This window comes from Streptomyces sp. x-80 (genome assembly GCF_046549095.1).
GTDB classification, from domain to species: Bacteria; Actinomycetota; Actinomycetes; order Streptomycetales; family Streptomycetaceae; genus Streptomyces; species Streptomyces celluloflavus.
In genome coordinates, this window is record NZ_JAJPWM010000017.1 from 176,314 (window position 1) to 192,287 (window position 15,974).

General features: G+C 70.4%; 19 protein-coding genes and 1 tRNA gene. 15 read left to right on the plus strand and 5 right to left on the minus strand.

What is annotated here, in order from left to right; translation table 11 throughout:
* Positions 1–2: 2 nt before the first annotated feature.
* The 9 genes from ACLJWH_RS30195 to xerC all read left to right on the plus strand — a co-directional run bounded on the left by ACLJWH_RS30195 (position 3) and on the right by xerC (position 5,092).
* Positions 3–332 carry a SpdD protein gene (locus ACLJWH_RS30195; protein WP_411144945.1) on the plus strand — a complete coding sequence of 110 codons (330 nt, stop codon included), beginning with the start codon at positions 3–5 and terminating at the stop codon, positions 330–332.
* 5 nt (positions 333–337) lie between these two features.
* Complete coding sequence (locus tag ACLJWH_RS30200) at positions 338–886, plus strand: GGDEF domain-containing protein (protein ID WP_411145000.1); 549 nt, start codon at positions 338–340, stop codon at positions 884–886.
* A 14-nt stretch (positions 887–900) separates the two neighbouring features.
* Positions 901–1,137: a hypothetical protein gene (locus ACLJWH_RS30205; protein ID WP_411144946.1), complete on the plus strand. Its 237-nt coding sequence runs from the start codon at positions 901–903 to the stop codon at positions 1,135–1,137.
* A gap of 93 nt (positions 1,138–1,230) precedes the next feature.
* Complete coding sequence (locus tag ACLJWH_RS30210) at positions 1,231–1,425, plus strand: hypothetical protein (protein WP_411144947.1); 195 nt, start codon at positions 1,231–1,233, stop codon at positions 1,423–1,425.
* A gap of 5 nt (positions 1,426–1,430) precedes the next feature.
* Positions 1,431–1,610: a hypothetical protein gene (locus tag ACLJWH_RS30215; RefSeq protein WP_411144948.1), complete on the plus strand. Its 180-nt coding sequence runs from the start codon at positions 1,431–1,433 to the stop codon at positions 1,608–1,610.
* Between the two features lie 62 nt (positions 1,611–1,672).
* The gene (locus tag ACLJWH_RS30220; RefSeq protein WP_411145001.1) at positions 1,673–2,314 is read left to right on the plus strand and encodes a DNA methylase; all 642 of its coding nucleotides are present in this window, start codon (positions 1,673–1,675) and stop codon (positions 2,312–2,314) included.
* On the plus strand, positions 2,311–3,714 hold the full coding sequence (gene repSA, locus ACLJWH_RS30225) for a replication initiator protein RepSA (protein ID WP_411144949.1): 1,404 nt from the start codon (positions 2,311–2,313) through the stop codon (positions 3,712–3,714). Before ACLJWH_RS30220 ends, repSA begins: the two co-directional genes overlap by 4 nt.
* Positions 3,708–3,929: a helix-turn-helix domain-containing protein gene (locus ACLJWH_RS30230; RefSeq protein WP_411144950.1), complete on the plus strand. Its 222-nt coding sequence runs from the start codon at positions 3,708–3,710 to the stop codon at positions 3,927–3,929. Before repSA ends, ACLJWH_RS30230 begins: the two co-directional genes overlap by 7 nt.
* The gene (gene xerC, locus ACLJWH_RS30235) at positions 3,926–5,092 is read left to right on the plus strand and encodes a tyrosine recombinase XerC (RefSeq protein ID WP_411144951.1); all 1,167 of its coding nucleotides are present in this window, start codon (positions 3,926–3,928) and stop codon (positions 5,090–5,092) included. The genes ACLJWH_RS30230 and xerC overlap by 4 nt, the downstream gene beginning before the upstream one ends.
* Before the next feature lie 77 nt (positions 5,093–5,169).
* Here xerC and ACLJWH_RS30240 read toward each other — a convergent pair.
* Both ACLJWH_RS30240 and ACLJWH_RS30245 read right to left on the minus strand, forming a co-directional pair.
* A tRNA-Pro gene (locus ACLJWH_RS30240) sits at positions 5,170–5,243 on the minus strand.
* 228 nt (positions 5,244–5,471) lie between these two features.
* Positions 5,472–6,398 (minus strand): metallophosphoesterase, encoded by a 927-nt coding sequence (locus tag ACLJWH_RS30245; protein WP_411144952.1) that lies wholly within the window; start codon positions 6,396–6,398, stop codon positions 5,472–5,474.
* Positions 6,399–6,521: 123 nt separating this feature from the next.
* Here ACLJWH_RS30245 and ACLJWH_RS30250 point away from each other — a divergent pair, with 123 nt between their 5' ends.
* Complete coding sequence (locus ACLJWH_RS30250; RefSeq protein WP_411144953.1) at positions 6,522–6,983, plus strand: GatB/YqeY domain-containing protein; 462 nt, start codon at positions 6,522–6,524, stop codon at positions 6,981–6,983.
* 297 nt (positions 6,984–7,280) lie between these two features.
* Here the strand turns inward: ACLJWH_RS30250 and ACLJWH_RS30255 are convergent, their stop codons facing one another.
* Positions 7,281–9,515 (minus strand): transglycosylase domain-containing protein, encoded by a 2,235-nt coding sequence (locus ACLJWH_RS30255; protein ID WP_411144954.1) that lies wholly within the window; start codon positions 9,513–9,515, stop codon positions 7,281–7,283.
* Positions 9,516–9,906: 391 nt separating this feature from the next.
* On the opposite strand from ACLJWH_RS30255, the gene ACLJWH_RS30260 reads away from it, so the two are divergent.
* Positions 9,907–10,248, plus strand: coding sequence for a WhiB family transcriptional regulator (locus ACLJWH_RS30260; protein WP_411144955.1), 342 nt, complete (start codon positions 9,907–9,909; stop codon positions 10,246–10,248).
* Positions 10,249–10,657: 409 nt separating this feature from the next.
* On the opposite strand, the gene ACLJWH_RS30265 is transcribed toward ACLJWH_RS30260, so the two are convergent.
* Together ACLJWH_RS30265 and ACLJWH_RS30270 are read right to left on the minus strand one after the other, a co-directional pair.
* A complete protein-coding gene (locus ACLJWH_RS30265; protein WP_411144956.1) occupies positions 10,658–12,103 on the minus strand; it encodes an ArsA family ATPase in 1,446 nt (481 codons plus the stop codon).
* A complete protein-coding gene (locus ACLJWH_RS30270) occupies positions 12,100–13,188 on the minus strand; it encodes an ArsA-related P-loop ATPase (RefSeq protein ID WP_411144957.1) in 1,089 nt (362 codons plus the stop codon). Before ACLJWH_RS30270 ends, ACLJWH_RS30265 begins: the two co-directional genes overlap by 4 nt.
* Before the next feature lie 188 nt (positions 13,189–13,376).
* Between ACLJWH_RS30270 and ACLJWH_RS30275 the strand changes: the two genes are divergently transcribed.
* The 4 genes from ACLJWH_RS30275 to ACLJWH_RS30290 all read left to right on the plus strand — a co-directional run bounded on the left by ACLJWH_RS30275 (position 13,377) and on the right by ACLJWH_RS30290 (position 15,884).
* Positions 13,377–13,538 carry a DUF4177 domain-containing protein gene (locus ACLJWH_RS30275; RefSeq protein WP_003975360.1) on the plus strand — a complete coding sequence of 54 codons (162 nt, stop codon included), beginning with the start codon at positions 13,377–13,379 and terminating at the stop codon, positions 13,536–13,538.
* A complete protein-coding gene (locus ACLJWH_RS30280; RefSeq protein WP_411144958.1) occupies positions 13,535–13,999 on the plus strand; it encodes a RidA family protein in 465 nt (154 codons plus the stop codon). Before ACLJWH_RS30275 ends, ACLJWH_RS30280 begins: the two co-directional genes overlap by 4 nt.
* 110 nt (positions 14,000–14,109) lie before the next feature.
* Positions 14,110–15,057, plus strand: coding sequence for an NUDIX hydrolase (locus tag ACLJWH_RS30285; protein WP_411144959.1), 948 nt, complete (start codon positions 14,110–14,112; stop codon positions 15,055–15,057).
* Complete coding sequence (locus tag ACLJWH_RS30290) at positions 15,054–15,884, plus strand: MBL fold metallo-hydrolase (protein ID WP_411144960.1); 831 nt, start codon at positions 15,054–15,056, stop codon at positions 15,882–15,884. Before ACLJWH_RS30285 ends, ACLJWH_RS30290 begins: the two co-directional genes overlap by 4 nt.
* Positions 15,885–15,974 lie beyond the last annotated feature (90 nt).

The window sequence follows — 15,974 nt, forward strand, 5'->3', positions numbered from 1 at the left end:
CCATGCTCACCCCGAAATACCCGTCCGGTGACACCGCCTCGACGCCGGCCCCGGCCCCGGTCATGCAGCCGGCCACCCCGCTCGTCCCGGCCGAGAACGCCACCACCGTCACCTCGGAGACCTCCCCGGTGCCCGTTCCGGTCGCGCCGCCCCGCCGGTCTGTGCCGCTCACCCCCGGTGCGCTGGTCACGGTCGCCGCCGGTGGAGCCGCCGCCGTCCTCGTCGTCGGCACGGTACTGGTCTCCCTGCTCCTGGCCACCGCCATCACCGCCGCGTCCGTCGCGCTGTGCGCCGTCGTCCTGCGCTCGCTCCTCAACAACAAGGCCCGGTGACTGACATGGAGGTCCCCGCACTCGCCGCCGCGTTACCCGCTATCGGCTGGGCCCTTCACAGCGGCCTGCTCACCCGCCGTCTTGCCACCGCCCGCCGCGACCCCCTGACCGGCCTCCACACCCGCGCCGGATGGACCACCCGCGCCGAACACATGCTGGCCAAGCACCCCGGTGCCCTCGTCCTCCTGATTGACCTGGACGACTTCAAGACCATCAACGACAGCCACGGCCACGCCGCCGGGGACGCGGTCCTCACCGCCACCGCCGAACGCCTGGCCCACTGGTGTGGTCGCCACGGCATCGCCGCCCGCCTCGGCGGAGACGAGTTCGCCGCCATCGTCCCCACCCTCGGCACGGTCAGCCTCTTCGACCTCTGGGCCGCGCTGGATCAGTCGGTCATGCACAACGGTCACCTCCTGCCGGTGTCGGCTTCGGTCGGCTATTGCGTCCGTGACCAGCTCCCGGTGCCGACCCTCACTGACGCCCTCTCGGCCGCCGACGCGGCCATGTACGTGGCCAAGGGTCACGGCCGACGCAACAACACACCCCGATGAAAGGACGCCCCGCCATGGGCCTGTTCAGCCGCAAGACCAACGACAGCTCCGACGACCCGGCCATGACCGAACTCGGTCGCGAGTACGCCATCTCCAAGCGCCACGGCGACCGCAAGACCGCGCGCCGCATCGACCGGCAGATCAGCAAGGACACGAGCGACGCCGACCGTGCCGCGTTCGAGAACGGCAAGGACGCCTACGACGCGATCCCGCCGGCCTACTCCAAGCCCCGGCGCACCCGGCGCCGCTGACAGCCCCCGGGGCGGCCTCCACTGCCAAGTATCCGCCGCCCCGGGTGCCTCAACCCATCCCAGATCCAAGGACCCGAAAGGGATAGACCCATCATGCCCCAGCACGTGCCGACCGACGCTCGCGTCTGCCCGTCCTGCGACGGCTTCTCCACCGCCGCCATCACGACCGGCACCCGTCACCAGGACGGCTCCCGCGTCCTCGTCCCCGTCACCTGCCGGTCTTGCCACGGTGCCGGGTACGCCCCCGCCTGGCTCGCCGCGCCGTCCCCGATCCACGCCGGGCGGTGACGGCCGTGGCTCTCCTGAACTGGCGCGACAGCTCCCACTTCGACCGCACCGGCGACAAGCCCTGTGTGATCTGCACCAAGCCGACTCCGCTCCGCTCCGACCGCGGCAAGCCCGTCCACAAGGTGTGCGCGGAGGAGTGGATCGAGACCCACACCCAGCACGACAACCGGCAGGAGGGCAAGTGAGCGTCATCGACCGCAAGGGTCTGAGGGTCCTTGACCTGTTCTGCTGCTCCGGCGGCGCCGGCATGGGCTACTACCGCGCCGGCTTCGAGGTAGACGGTGTGGACATCACCGACCGCCCCCGCTACCCCTTCGCCTACCACCGGGGCGACGCCCTGGAATACCTCGCCCACCTGATCACCACAGGAGAGATCGCACGGTACGAGCTCGTGCACGCCTCCCCGCCCTGCCAAGCCGGCTGTGCCCTCACGGTTGGCACGAACCGGTCGCAGGGTTGGGGCGGCACCCACACCGACCTCATCGACGCCACCCACGAGCTTCTTGACGCGACCGGGCTGCCGTACGTGATTGAACAGCCGAACGGCCGTGCCGAGATCCGCAAAGACCTGACCCTGTGCGGTGAGATGTTCGGCTTGGGTGTCCTGCGTCACCGCAACTTCGAACTCGGCCACTGGGCCACCCCGCAGCCCCCGCACCCCCGGCACCGCGGCTACGTCCGCGGCCACCGTCATGGCGTCCGCCGCGACGGCCCATACGTCGCCGCCTACGGCTCCGGCGGCGGCAAGGCCACCGTGCCCGAAATGCAGGCCGCGATGGGCATTACCTGGACCGACGTCCGCGAAGAACTCACGGAAGCGATCCCGCCTGCCTTCACGGAATGGATCGGCACGGCCTTCCGCACATGCCGGCAAGAGGTGATCGTGTGACCGACACCGCCACCGCGGCGGGCCTGGACCCGGCCACCCTGGGGGACCTCCTCAGGGTGGCCGGGGACCCCGGCTTCGACCGCTTACACGAACAGATCCGCCGCACCGGCGGCTGCTCCGACCCGATCCACCTCATCGGCTCCACCAAGACCCTCGACCCGGCCACCGGCACCGTCCTGCACGCCTACGCCACCGACAAAGAACCCGGCGGACGGCTCCGCGTCGCGTGCGGCAACCGCCGCGCCTCCCGCTGCCCCTCCTGCGCCTGGACCTACGCCGGAGACACCTACCACCTCATCCGCGCTGGCCTCACCGGCGACCCGGCCAAAGGCACGCCCCACTCGGTCCGCGAACACCCGCGAGTCTTCGCCACCCTCACCGCCCCGTCCTTCGGCCCCGTCCACAATCGCCCCGGCAACCGCCCCTGCCGCTGCGGCACCCACCACCCCGACAACGCACCCGAACTCGGCACCGCCCTCGACCCGGCCACCTACGACTACGCGGGCGCCGTGCTGTGGAACAACCACGCTTCCGACCTGTGGCGCTACTTCACGATCTACCTGCGCCGCGAAATCGCCGCCCACGCCGGCCTCACCCAGAAAGCAGCCCGCGGCCTGGTCCGCGTCTCCTTCGGCAAGGTCGCCGAGTACCAAAAGCGCGGCGCCGTCCACTTCCACGCGGTCATCCGCTTCGACGGACCCGACGGACCCGACACTCCGCCCCCGGCCTGGGCCACCCACGACTTGCTCACCGACGCCATCCGGGCCGCCGCCGTCCGTGTCGAAGTCACCGTTCCGGCCGCCGAAGAGTACGACTATCCCGGATGGGACCTGCGCTGGGGCACACAGATCGACATCCAACCCATCGGCGCGTTCGGTGCCGGTGAAGACCTCACTGAACAGGCCGTGGCTTCCTACGTCGCCAAGTACGCCACCAAGGCCGCTGAGACTACTGGCACCGTTGACCGCCGCGTCGGCAACCGCGAAGCAGCCCTTCTCCTCGGCGTCCCCGATCACCCCCGCCGCCTGATGGAAGCCTGCTTCGACCTCGCGTCGGCCTACCCCGACCGCAAGCTCACCGCCTGGGCTCACATGCTCGGCTTCCGCGGCCACTTCTCGACCAAGTCCCGCAAGTACTCCACCACCCTCGGCGCCCTCCGGCAGGTCCGCGCTGACTACCGCGCCCGCCAGCAACGCGAAGCTCTCGGCCTGCCCGACCCTGACGACAATCCCGAAGCGACAACGCTGACCCTCGCCCACTGGGCCTATGCCGGCCACGGTCACACCCCCGGCGAGTCCTGGCTCGCGGCCAACATCGCCCGCGACATCAAGACCAACCGCGACACCGCCCGCGCCGCCCTGGCGGAACTCCAAGACGACGACACCGAGGGGGAATGGTGATCAAGACGGACCGCCGAATAGCGGAGGTCGTGCCCGTGCTTTACCGGATCTCTGAAGCCACGCGGGCTCTGGGCATGAGCCGAACTGTTTTGTACGACCTGATCAGGGCCGGGCGTTTGCGGACTGTCAAAGAGGGGCGTACGCGGCTCGTTCCTGTATCCGCGGTTGCTGAGTACGTGGACTTGCTGGAACGTGAGGCAGGTGCGCGCCGATGACGAAACGACGGAGCCGCGGGGATGGCGGGCTGCACTGGGACGAGACGCGACAGCGCTGGATTGCTACCGCCAGCCTGGGCTTCGACCCCAGCGGCAAGCGCATCATGAAGCGCGGAAGTGGCAAGACCAAGACCGAAGCCAAGACCAAGCTGAGGGAAGTCCTTCGGGACCATGAAGACGGCCTTGCCATCGCGCCCTCCGGCTACACGGTGGAGAACGCGGTGAACGACTGGCTGTTGTACGGGTTGGCGGGCAAGGACAAAGGCACGCTCGACAACTGCACGACGCTCAGCCGAACGCATGTGATCCCCTCGCTCGGGGCTCGGAAGCTTCGGGACCTGAGCGCGGAAGACGTGGATAAGTGGCTTGCCCAGAAGGCGAATTTGCTCAGCACACGGACCTTGCAGAGCATTCACTCTTGCCTGAACCGCTCTGTGAAGCGGGCGATGGTGCGAGACAAGGTGAAGCGCAACGTGGTGGAGCTGTGCTCTGTTCCGACGGGACAGCCGGGGCGTCCGTCCAAGGCCCTGACGCTGGTGCAGGCTGAGGCGGTCCTGAGAGCGGCTGAGGGCACGTCCATGCATGCCTACATCGTGCTGGCGCTGCTCACGGGAGCGCGTACGGAAGAGCTGCGGGCACTCGCATGGGATCACGTCTTCCTCAAGGGGGACTCTGCCGCGAGTCCGCCCGTCCCGCCGTACATCGCGGTATGGCGGTCGGTGCGCACCGGCGGCGACACCAAGACCCGGAAGTCCCGACGGACCCTTGCCCTCCCGATTCGCTGCATCGACGTGCTGTGGCAGCAGTGGGAGGACCAGGGATGGGATCGGCTGGCCGCCGGCGACGCCTGGGAGGAGAACGGGCTTGTCTTCTCGTCGGCCGTCGGGAAGGAACTCGACTCGACCAACGTCCGGAGAGCCTTCCGCCAAGCGATCAACAAGGCGGAGGGGGTGAGCGCCAAGGAGTGGACGCCACGTGAACTACGTCACAGCTTCGTTTCGCTGCTGTCGGACAGTGGTGTTCCGCTCGAAGAGATCTCGCGTCTGGTCGGGCATTCTGGGACGGCGGTCACCGAGGAGGTCTACCGGAAGCAGATCCGCCCCGTGATCCAGACAGGAGCGGTTGCCATGGACGGCATCTTCAAGGTGGATCCGCAGCGCTAGTCACGCACTTAGTCACGCACAACGAGTCAGGGCCACCTAGGAACGTTCCTAGGTGGCCCTGATCTGCTACTTCTCAGTCGGGGTGGCGGGATTTGAACCCACGACCTCTTCGTCCCGAACGAAGCGCGCTGCCAAGCTGCGCTACACCCCGAAGCAACGAGCTCTACTTTAGCGGACTGATCCCCATAGGCGAAATCCGGTTGTCGGAACGCGGGGGAGAGGGGCTGACCTGGTCGGTCGCGGGTTCCCGGTGGCCGGGCCGCGGGCCGCCTCCCTGCCCCGGGGCGCCCCCCTGAGCACGTACCCCGGCCGCCCGCACCCGAGCGCCCTCGGTTCCCCGTGCCCCCCCGATCCCGCGTCTCCTCAGTCCCGCGTCTCCTCAGTCCCGCGCGGTGAGGGTGAGCAGCGTGGCCTCAGGGGGGCAGGCGAAGCGGACGGGGGTGTAGCGGTTGGTGCCGCAGCCGGCGGAGACGTGGAGGAAGGCGGTGTGGCCGCCCGCGGTGTGGGTGGACAAGCCCTTGACCCGCTCCGGGTCGATGTCGCAGTTGGTGACCAGGGCCCCGTAGAAGGGGATGCAGAGCTGGCCGCCGTGGGTGTGGCCGGCCAGGATCAGCGGGTAGCCGTCGGTGGCGAAGGCGTCCAGGGAGCGCAGGTAGGGGGCGTGGACGACGGCGAGGGAGAGATCGGCGCCGGATTCCGGGCCGCCGGCCACCTCGGCGTAGCGGTCGCGCTTGATGTGCGGGTCGTCCAGGCCGGTCAGGGCGATCTCCGTGCCCTCCAGCTTCAGGCGCCCGCGGGAATTGGACAGGCCGATCCAGCCGGCCGCGTCGAAGGCGTCGCGCAGGTCTTCCCACGGGTTGTGGACGGCGTGCACGGCGGGTGCGTTGCCGTTGAGGCCGTGCTGTCCCTTGAACCGCTCGGTCAGATAGCGGGCGGGGTTGCGCAGCCTGGGGCCGTAGTAGTCGTTGGAGCCGAAGACATACGCGCCGGGGAACTCCATCAGCGGGCCGAGGGCGTCCAGCGCCTCTGGGACGCCCTCGGGGTCGGAGAGGTTGTCTCCCGTGTTGATGACGAAGTCGGGGCGCAGCCCGGCGAGCGACTGGAGCCAGTGGCGCTTCTTGCGTTGCCCGCGGACCATGTGGATGTCGGAGACCTGAAGGACGCGCAACGGCCGCATGCCGCGGGGCAGTACGGGCACGGTGACGCGCCGGAGGCGGAACGAGCGGACTTCGAAGGCGGCGGCGTAGGCCAGGCCGGCCGCGCCGACTGCGGTCAGGGACAGGGGTACTCCGTATCGCGCGCGCATGTATCCCATCGTCGCAGAGCGGAGGGCGGACGGGGCCGCCGAGGGGAGCGGATGCGGGCCCGGCACGGGGTGCCGGGGCGAAATCGCTCGGCGTTGTCCGTGCGTACGGGCATACTCGACGGCATGACGACGCTCAAGGCCAGACTGCACGACGACCTCACCCTCGCGATCAAGGCGCACGACAAGCTGCGCTCCTCCACCCTCCGTCTGACGCTGACCGCGATCCAGAAGGAAGAGGTCGCGGGTACCGCGGCGCGTGAGCTGTCGGACGGCGAGGTCGAGAAGATCATCGCGCGGGAGGCCAAGAAGCGCCGCGAGGCCGCGGAGGCGTTCGACAAGGGCGGCCGGATCGAGCAGGCCGAGCAGGAGCGCGCGGAGGGCGAGGTGCTCGCCGACTACCTGCCCAAGCCGCTGACCGACGAGGAACTGGCGGAGCTGGTCGCGGCCGCCGTGGCCGAGGCCAAGGAGGCCGGGGCCGAGGGGCCGCGCGCGATGGGCGCCGTCATGAAGATCGTGAACCCGAAGGTGGCGGGCCGGGCCGACGGTGGCCGGGTGGCCGCCGCGGTGAAGAAGCTGCTGGCCTGAGGGGCGGCAGGGGCGGCAGGGGCGGCAGGGGCGGCAGGGGCGGCAGAGGCGGAGGGTGCGCGACCTCGTCGCGCAGCGGGTAGGCCCGACGCGCCGGCCGTGCCCGATGACGCAGACGCAGATACTGATACAGACGCAGATGTAGACGTGGATGTAGACGTACGTACGCATCGACTCCACTCATGAGAAGGGGCGCCCCCAGGTAGGGGGCGCCCCTTCGGTGTGACGTCGTCCGGCAGGTTCAACGAGGGTGGTTCCCCCGTCAGGCCGTGGCTGTCCGGTCAGGCAACAGCCGGTTCACCAGCCGCCGTTGCCGCCGCCCGGTGTGCCGGGGAAGCCGGGGATGTCCCAGCCGCCGCCCGGCTTGTTGTCGCCGCCGTGGCCGGGCTTGCCCTTGCCGTTCGGCTGGCCTTTGCCCTTGCCTTTTCCCTTCCCCTTGCCCTTGTTGTCGTCGTTGCCCGGGGCGCCCTGGTCCGGGTCGCCGCCGTCGTCGATCGCGACAGTGGGCAGGGGCGGTGCGGGCCGGTTGGCCAGGGCGCCGGACATCGCGTCGCGCCAGATGGGGCCGGGGGTGTCGGCGCCGTAGACCTTGTCGTGGTAGCTGCCGCCGATCTTGATGTCGAACATCTTGCGCCGGTGCTGCGGGTCGCCGACCCAGACCGCACCGGCCGCGTTCGGGGTGTAGCCCACGAACCAGGCGGCGTAGCGGTTGTCGCTGGTACCGGTCTTGCCCGCGCTGTCCCGGCCCTGGAGACCGGCCTCCTTGCCGGTGCCGTCCTCGACGACGCCCTTGAGGAGGGTGTTGATCGTCTCCGCGGTCTTCTGGGACATCGCGCGGCGGCAACTGGTCTGCGGCACGCTCATCGCCTTGCCCTGGGCGTCGGTGATCGACGCGATGGCGACCGGCGAGCAGTACTGGCCGCCGTTGGCGAAGGCGGCGTAACCGGCGGCCATCGTCAGCGGCGACATCTCCTGCACGCCCAGCGTCATCGACGGCACCTGCTCCAGCTTCTTGCCGTCGGCCCGCTGGACGCCCATGTTCTCGGCCATCTTGACCGCCGGGCAGATGCCCATATCGCTGATCAGCTGCACGTAGTAGGTGTTGACCGACTTCGCGGTCGCCTCCTTCATACCGTACGGGCCGACTTCCTCGGGGTTCTCGTTCTCGGTGGAATCGTGGCCCTTCCACTCGCCGTTGCAGGTCTGCACCGGGCTCGGGTAGGCCATCCGGTACGGCGAGGAGTACTCCTTGTACGGGCTCATGCCCTGCTCCAGGGCGGCCGCCGCGATCACCGGTTTGAAGGTCGAGCCGGGCTGGTAGCCGGCGCCGCCGCCCATGCTCCGGTCCACCGAGAGATTGATCTGGGTCTGGTGCTCGCCGAAGCCGTAGGGGCGCGACTGGCCCATGCCGAGGATCTTGCCGGTGCCCGGTTCGACGATGGACGCCGCGCTGGCGACCGGGTCGTCGTCGTAGACGTGATCACCTATCGACGCCTGGATCGACTTCTGAGTCTGCGGATCGAGGGTGGTGCGGATCGTCATACCGCCCTGGTTCCAGCGCTGTGCGCGGATCTTGCGGGTCTCGCCGAACGCCTTGTCGGTGAGGAAGACCTCGCGGACGTAGTCACAGAAGAAGCCGGCGCCATTGGTGGCGGTGATGCAGCCGTTCTTGGGGCGGCTGACCGACAGCTTGAGCGGCTTCCTGGCGGCCGCGTCGGCCTGCGCCTGGGTGATGTCCTTCAGGTCGGCCATCCGCTGGAGCACGGTGTTGCGCCGCCGGGTGGCCTCCTTCGGGTCGTTGACCGGGTCGTAGCGGCTCGGCGACTGGACGATACCGGCCAGCAGGGCCGACTCCTCCAGCGTCAGGTCCTTGGCGTGCTTGCTGAAGTAGCGCTGGGCGGCGGCCTCCACGCCGTATGCCTGCTGCCCGAAGAAGGTGATGTTGAGGTAGTTCTGCAAGATCTTGCTCTTGCCGAGCTCCTTCTCCACCTGGATCGCGTACTTCAGCTCCTTGACCTTGCGGCCGATGGTCTGCTGGGTGGCCTGCGCGACCTTGTCCGGGTCGTCGCCCGCCTCCTCGATGAAGACGTTCTTCACATACTGCTGGGTCAGCGTCGAGGCGCCTTCGGAGACGTTGCCGGAACGGGCGTTCTTGTTGAGCGCGCGAAGGATGCCCTTCAGGTCGATGGCACCGTGCTGGTAGAAGCGCGCGTCCTCGATCGCGACGAGCGCCTTCTGTATGTACGGCGACATGTCCTTGAGGTCCACCACGGTGCGGTCGCGGGAGTAGACCTTCGCGATCTCGCCGCCCTTGGCGTCCAGGATGGTGGTCCGCTGGCTGAGCGGTGGTCTCTTGAGGTTGGCCGGGATCTCGTCGAAGCCCTCGACCGAACCCTTGGCCGCGAGGCCGAGTGCGCCGGCGGCGGGGAGCGCGAGGCCGGCGAGGACCGCTCCGGCCAGCACGCTGACACCGAGGAACTTGGCGGCCTGCTGGGTCTTGGACAGACCCCCGCCGTCGTGCGTCTTAGCCATGAGGGCACCCTACGTTCTCAATCGCCGGACAGGGGCGCACGTGTTCGCTTAACCTGTTCACAACCGTCCCAGCGGAATGCTTTTGCCTCGTTCGCCAACCTCCTCTCCCCGAATAAGCCCTGCCTCGGGTGTCGCTTGTGCCACCTTGTGTTACGAGATAACCGGTGTGACCACGGTGAACTGTCCTGCCTTGTAAGGAAAGCGACGTATGCCGTCCGGTCACTCCGTTGGGTGATCTGCCGCATACGCATAGTCCGTTCGGGCCATTCAAGATTGGGCCCGAAGGGGGTGTTGCGCCCTGCCTGCCTTCCGTAACGTCCTCAACTGGCAACGGTGAATATGCCGCTTGCCGCCGTGGGGGAGCCTCGATTCGGGAGAGGACGGCGCCAGCATGGGCTGGGTAACCGACTGGAATGCACAGGCAGCCTGCCGCAGTACTGATCCGGATGAACTGTTCGTTCAAGGAGCGGCGCAGAATCGGGCCAAGGCGGTGTGCACCGGATGTCCGGTGCGTACGGAGTGCCTGGCCGATGCCCTGGACAACCGGGTGGAGTTCGGCGTGTGGGGCGGGATGACCGAGCGCGAGCGGAGGGCGCTGCTGCGCCGCCGCCCGACGGTGACGTCATGGCGCCGCCTGTTGGAGACAGCGCGCACGGAATACGAGCGCAGCACGGGCATCCTGCCGGTGGACTGCGACGACGAGACCTTCGACGAGTACGCCGCGGCCGGCTAGCGACGCGCACGCCGGGGCGGCCGAGAGGGTTCGGGCGGCCGGCGGCGGACGTGGCCCGGGGCGGGCGGACGGTGGCCGGAGACGGACATGCGGTCGGCGGCCACGAACGGTCGGCGCGGCAGTGTGCCGGAGGGGTCGACCGTGAGTTCGGCGTGCCCTGGGGCCGGGTGTTCGTGGCGTCGGGGAGCGTGTGCGCATGGCGCTGTCGTGCGGCGTTGTGCGGTGATGCGACGCTGTGGGGTGCCGTCGGGGCGGGCGGCCGTGCTGGTACGCGTCAGCCGCGGGGCGGGCAGGGGCGAGCGCGTTGGCCTGTTGATCGGGGCGGCCAGGGTGACCGGCGGCCCGTCGGTGGGCTGCTGGGCCGGGGTGTCCGTGGGTCGGAGTGTCCGTGGGGCAGGGTGCCCGCGGGTCAGCTGCCGGCGTCGGCGGAGCCGAGGGCGAGACGCTCGCCGATCGCGCGCAGGCCCGCGAGATCGTGCACATCTCCGGGCAGCGCGGCGACCTCGGTCACCGGTACCTCGGGATGCAATGCGGTGAAGCGGTCCCGGGTGCGCCGTTCGCGTGCGAGGACCTGCATGCGCTCCGCGTGGAGTCGCAGCAGTCCGGCGGCGAGTTGTGGCGCCGAGGCCGGAGGGGGTGTCACATGCTCCGCCGCGGCGGGGGAGTGGCCACTGGCGGTACGAGATCCAGCATTCCCGCCGTCGAGATCCACAATGCCGGTCGGGACAAGATTTTCGGCGCAGTCGGCTCCGGGGGCGTCTTCGTGCGCGGTACCGGGAGCGACGGGCGTGGCGGCGGAGGCGGGATCGGCGCCCGTGCCGGCTTCGGTGCCCGAGTCGGTTGCGGCGTCGGCGGGAGCGCAGTCGCCGGGATCGGTGTCCGTGTCGTCCGGCGTCCGGTCCGTCAGCGCTTCCGCGGCGGCCAGGGCGCGCTCCGCGCTGAGCTGCGCGGCGCCGCTGCCGTGCACCCTGTTCAGTACGAGACCGGCCAGCGGCATCTGCTCGGCGGCCAGCCGCTCGACGAAGTACGCCGCCTCGCGCAGCGCGTCCCGCTCCGGCGCGGCCACCACGAGAAACGCCGTGCCGGGTGCCTGGAGCAGCCGGTACGTGGCGTCCGCGCGGGTGCGGAAGCCGCCGAACATGGTGTCCATCGCGGCCACGAACGTCTGTACATCGCGCAGGAGCTGGCCGCCCATCAGCTTGCTGAGGGTGCCGGTCATCATCGACATACCGACATTGAGGAACTTCATCCCGGCCCGTCCGCCGACCTTCGCGGGTGCCATCAGGACCCGGATGAACCTGCCGTCCAGGAAGGAGCCGAGGCGCTTGGGCGCGTCCAGGAAGTCCAGCGCGGAACGGCTCGGCGGGGTGTCGACGACGATCAGATCCCACTCGTCGCGCGCGCGGAGCTGGCCGAGCTTCTCCATGGCCATGTACTCCTGTGTGCCCGCGAAACCGGCCGACAGGGACTGGTAGAAGGGGTTCTCCAGGATGGCGCGGGCCCGGTCCGCGTCCGCGTGCCCCTCGACGATCTCGTCGAAGGTGCGCTTCATGTCCAGCATCATCGCGTGCAGTTCGCCGCCGGGCGCCTCCTCGACGCCCTTGACCCGCCGCGGGACGTTGTCGAGTTCGGAGATGCCCATCGACTGCGCCAGCCGCCTGGCCGGGTCGATGGTCAGCACGACGACCTTGCGGCCGCGCTCGGCGGCCCGTACGCCCAGTGCGGCGGCGGTGGTGGTCTTGCCGACGCCGCCGGAGCCGCAGCACACCACGATGCGGGTGCCCGGATCGTCGATCAGCGCGTCCACTTCCAGCCAGGGGGCCGAGGCGTCCAGCGTCGTGTCGTCCGAGGTCATATGGGCCCCTGTTTCCGCAGATCTCTCGCCAGGCGGTAGAGCCCGGCGAGATCCACTCCCTCGGGGAGCAGCTCCAACTCGTAGGTGGGCAGGCCGAGTCCGGTCAGCTCCGCATACTGGACGCGCTCCAGCTCGACGCGCTCGGCATGCTCGCGGGCCTGCTCCAGCAGCGGGTCGATCAGCCGGTCCGCCCACCCGTCACCCACCACCGCCCCGGCGGGAGACGCTTCGCGTCGCACCTTTCGCCCGTCACCCGCCACCGCCCCGGCCGGAGACGCCTCGCGTCGCCCCGCCTTGAGGTGGTCGTCGGCGCGGCGGGGCCCGCCCAGGCCGGCCTGGGCGAGGGCCTTGGCGATGCCCGTACGCGCCCCGCGGGCGGCGATGTCGAGATCGCCGGTGTCCAGCACGGCGGGCCGGGTCATGTTGATGACGGTGCCGCCCACCGGGAGGCCGGCGGCGCGCAGCTCCGCGACGCCGTCCGCGGTCTCCTGGACCGGCATCTCCTCCAGGAGGGTCACCAGATGCACCGCGGTCTCGGGCGATTTGAGGACCCGCATGACGGCCTGTGCCTGATTGTGGATCGGCCCTATCCGGGCCAGCCCGGCGACCTCGTCGTTGACGTTCAGGAAGCGGGTGATGCGGCCGGTCGGCGGGGCGTCCATCACGATCGCGTCGTAGACGAACTTGCCGCGCTTGTCCTTGCGGCGCACCGCCTCGCACGCCTTGCCGGTCAGCAGGACGTCCCGCAGGCCCGGCGCGATGGTCGTGGCGAAGTCGATGGCGCCGAGCTTCTTGAGCGCCCGGCCCGCGCTGCCGAGTTTGTAGAACATCTGGAGGTAGTCCAGGAGCGCGCGCTCGGCGTCGATGGCCAGGGCGTGCACCTCGCCACCGCCCGGCGCCACGGCGATCTTGCGCTCTTCGTACGGAAGCGCTTCGGTCTCGAACACCTGGGCAATGCCCTGCCGGCCCTCGACCTCGACCAGCAGGGTCCGGCGTCCCTCGGTGGCGAGGGCGAGGGCGAGGGCAGCGGCGACCGTGGTCTTTCCGGTGCCGCCCTTGCCGCTGACGACATGGAGCCTGCTCACGCCAAGGAGCCTAACCAGTCCGCGTCCCCGCTACGCACCGGATCCGCCGGGGACATCCCTGGGAAAGGCCCCGGAAACGTCAGGGAAACCATGGGGATGTGCCCTGGGGCCCGGTCCGGCCCCCTGGCGCGCGCGGGCTTGCGGGACGGCGTCCGCCCGAGTCCTGGACAGGCATTACGCTCGGCCCCATGACCAAGTGGGAATACGCGACTGTGCCGCTTCTCGTGCACGCGACGAAGCAGATTCTGGACACCTGGGGCGAGGACGGCTGGGAGCTGGTCCAGGTCGTGCCGGGCCCGAACAACCCTGAGCAGCTGGTGGCCTATCTGAAGCGGGAGAAGCAGGCATGAGCGCGGTGGAGGACAAGATCGCGGCGCTCGGTCTGAAGCTGCCGCAGGTCGTGCCGCCGCTGGCCAAGTACCAGCCCGCCGTGCGCTCGGGCAGCTATGTCTTCACCTCCGGCCAGCTGCCGATGGTGGACGGCGCGCTGCCGGCCACCGGCAAGGTGGGCGCCGAGGTCGGCCCGGAGCAGGCCAAGGAACTCGCCGCGGTCTGCGCGCTCAACGCGCTGGCCGCCGTGAAGTCGGTGATCGGCGACCTGGACCGGATCCAGCGCGTCGTGAAGGTCGTCGGTTTCGTGGCCTCCGCACCGGACTTCACCGGCCAGCCGGGCGTCGTCAACGGTGCCAGCGAGCTGCTCGGCGAGGTCCTGGGCGACAAGGGCGTGCACGCCCGGTCCGCGGTCGGCGTCGCGGTGCTGCCGGTCGACGCCCCGGTCGAGGTCGAGATCCAGGTCGAGATCGCCGAATAACGGCGGACCGGCCGGCGCCGCGCGGTACCGGCGGGCGCCGGCCACCGCGCGGTCGCCCACTGGCCGGAGATCCCCTCGAACATCCACGCGTGAGCGCATAACATCCGGCCATGTCGTCGACGACCAATGGCCAGTGGTACCCGCCGGAATGGCCGGACCGCATTCGGGCGCTCACGAATGGCGAGCTGACCCCCGCCGCGCCCCGGCGGGCCGCGACCGTCCTGCTGCTGCGGGATTCCGACTCCGGCGGCCCCGCCGTCCACATGCTGCGCAGACGCGCCTCCATGGCCTTCGCCGGAGGCGCGTACGCCTATCCGGGCGGTTCCGTGGACCCGCGGGACGAACGGCCGGTGGCCTGGGCCGGGCCGTCGCGCGCCCAGTGGGCCGTACGCCTGGGCGTCGATCAGGCCGCCGCACAGGCCATCGTCTGTGCCGCCGTCCGCGAGACCTTCGAGGAGGCGGGCGTGCTGCTCGCCGGCGCCTCGGCCGGGACCGTCGTGGCGGACACCACGGGCGAGGACTGGGAGGCGGACCGTGCGGCGCTGGTCGCCCACGAGCTGTCGTTCGCCGACTTCCTGAGCCGCCGCGGCCTGGTCCTGCGCTCCGATCTGCTCGCCGCCTGGGCCCGCTGGATCACGCCGGAGTTCGAACCGCGGCGCTACGACACCTGGTTCTTCGTCGCCGCGCTGCCCGCCGGCCAGCGCACCCGCGACGTCTCCACGGAGGCGGACCGTACGGTGTGGATCCGGCCGGCGGAGGCCGCCGCCGGGTACGACCGCGGGGAACTGCTGATGATGCCCCCGACCATCTCGATGCTGCGCGCCCTGGAGCCGTACGACAGCGTCGCCCGGACCCTGGCCGCGGCGCCCGCGCAGGACCTCACGCCGGTGCTGGCACGCGCGGAGCTGGTGGCCGGCGAGATCGTGCTGAGCTGGCCGGGCCACCACGAGTTCACCCGGCACATCGCGCCGGACCGGGACGGCACCCGGGGCGCCGGACCCGGTGCCACCGACGGCCCATCGAGCACCCCCAGACCCACGGGAGGTACCCCCGCATGACCGACGCAGCCGCCCTGCCAGGACAGCCCCGTGGCGGAGTCATCTCGGGACCGGCCACCGCGCGCGCCCGGTGCGTGCTGGCGCCGAACCCGTCGCCGATGACCCTGGACGGCACCAACACCTGGATCATCGCCGAGCCGGACTCCGATCTCGCCGTCGTCATCGACCCCGGGCCGCTCGACGAGGCCCACCTCCAGGCCGTCATCGACACCGCGGCACAGGCCGGCAAGCGCATCGGGCTGACCCTGCTGACCCACCACCACGCGGACCACGCCGAAGGCGCCGGCCGCTTCGCCGAACTGACCCGTACGGCCGTACGGGCCCTCGACCCGGCGCTGAGCCTGGGGGGCGAGGGGCTGGCAGCGGGTGACGTCATCACCACCGGTGGCCTGGAACTGCGTGTGGTGCCCACACCGGGCCACACTTCCGACTCGCTCTGCTTCCATCTGCCGGCCGACGGCGCGGTCCTCACCGGCGACACGATCCTGGGCCGCGGCACCACCATGGTCGCCCACCCCGACGGGCGGCTGGGGGACTACCTCGACTCGCTGCGCCGGCTGCGCTCGCTCACCGTCGACGACGGCGTCTCGACCGTCCTGCCCGGCCACGGACCGGTGCTGAACGATGCCCAGGGGGCGGTGGAGTTCTATCTGGCGCACCGCGCCCACCGGCTCGCCCAGGTGGAGACGGCGGTCGAATCCGGCCATCGCACGCCCGCCGAGGTTGTCGCGAACGTCTACGCCGAAGTCGACCGCTCCCTGTGGCCGGCCGCCGAGATGTCCGTACGGGCGCAACTGGAGTATCTGGGGGAGCACGGGCTGATCTGAGCGGGCCGGCTGACGCCGCGGCTCCCCGCCCGGTAGCGGCGCGCTCCGCCGGTCACCGGGAGGGGGCCGCCGCCACGCGCCCGGCCGCGT

Excerpts from the sequence above, each read along its gene's own strand:
- ACLJWH_RS30195 (WP_411144945.1), top strand. The coding sequence starts at position 3 with ATGCTCACCCCGAAATACCCGTCCGGTGACACCGCCTCGACGCCGGCC.
- ACLJWH_RS30205 (WP_411144946.1), top strand. The coding sequence starts at position 901 with ATGGGCCTGTTCAGCCGCAAGACCAACGACAGCTCCGACGACCCGGCC.
- ACLJWH_RS30210 (WP_411144947.1), top strand. The coding sequence starts at position 1,231 with ATGCCCCAGCACGTGCCGACCGACGCTCGCGTCTGCCCGTCCTGCGAC.
- ACLJWH_RS30280 (WP_411144958.1), top strand. The coding sequence starts at position 13,535 with ATGAGCGCGGTGGAGGACAAGATCGCGGCGCTCGGTCTGAAGCTGCCG.
- ACLJWH_RS30265 (WP_411144956.1), bottom strand. The coding sequence starts at position 12,103 with ATGACCTCGGACGACACGACGCTGGACGCCTCGGCCCCCTGGCTGGAA.
- ACLJWH_RS30260 (WP_411144955.1), top strand. The coding sequence starts at position 9,907 with ATGGGCTGGGTAACCGACTGGAATGCACAGGCAGCCTGCCGCAGTACT.
- ACLJWH_RS30285 (WP_411144959.1), top strand. The coding sequence starts at position 14,110 with ATGTCGTCGACGACCAATGGCCAGTGGTACCCGCCGGAATGGCCGGAC.
- ACLJWH_RS30245 (WP_411144952.1), bottom strand. The coding sequence starts at position 6,398 with ATGCGCGCGCGATACGGAGTACCCCTGTCCCTGACCGCAGTCGGCGCG.
- ACLJWH_RS30200 (WP_411145000.1), top strand. The coding sequence starts at position 338 with ATGGAGGTCCCCGCACTCGCCGCCGCGTTACCCGCTATCGGCTGGGCC.
- ACLJWH_RS30250 (WP_411144953.1), top strand. The coding sequence starts at position 6,522 with ATGACGACGCTCAAGGCCAGACTGCACGACGACCTCACCCTCGCGATC.
- ACLJWH_RS30220 (WP_411145001.1), top strand. The coding sequence starts at position 1,673 with ATGGGCTACTACCGCGCCGGCTTCGAGGTAGACGGTGTGGACATCACC.
- ACLJWH_RS30290 (WP_411144960.1), top strand. The coding sequence starts at position 15,054 with ATGACCGACGCAGCCGCCCTGCCAGGACAGCCCCGTGGCGGAGTCATC.
- xerC (WP_411144951.1), top strand. The coding sequence starts at position 3,926 with ATGACGAAACGACGGAGCCGCGGGGATGGCGGGCTGCACTGGGACGAG.
- ACLJWH_RS30275 (WP_003975360.1), top strand. The coding sequence starts at position 13,377 with ATGACCAAGTGGGAATACGCGACTGTGCCGCTTCTCGTGCACGCGACG.
- ACLJWH_RS30230 (WP_411144950.1), top strand. The coding sequence starts at position 3,708 with ATGGTGATCAAGACGGACCGCCGAATAGCGGAGGTCGTGCCCGTGCTT.
- ACLJWH_RS30255 (WP_411144954.1), bottom strand. The coding sequence starts at position 9,515 with ATGGCTAAGACGCACGACGGCGGGGGTCTGTCCAAGACCCAGCAGGCC.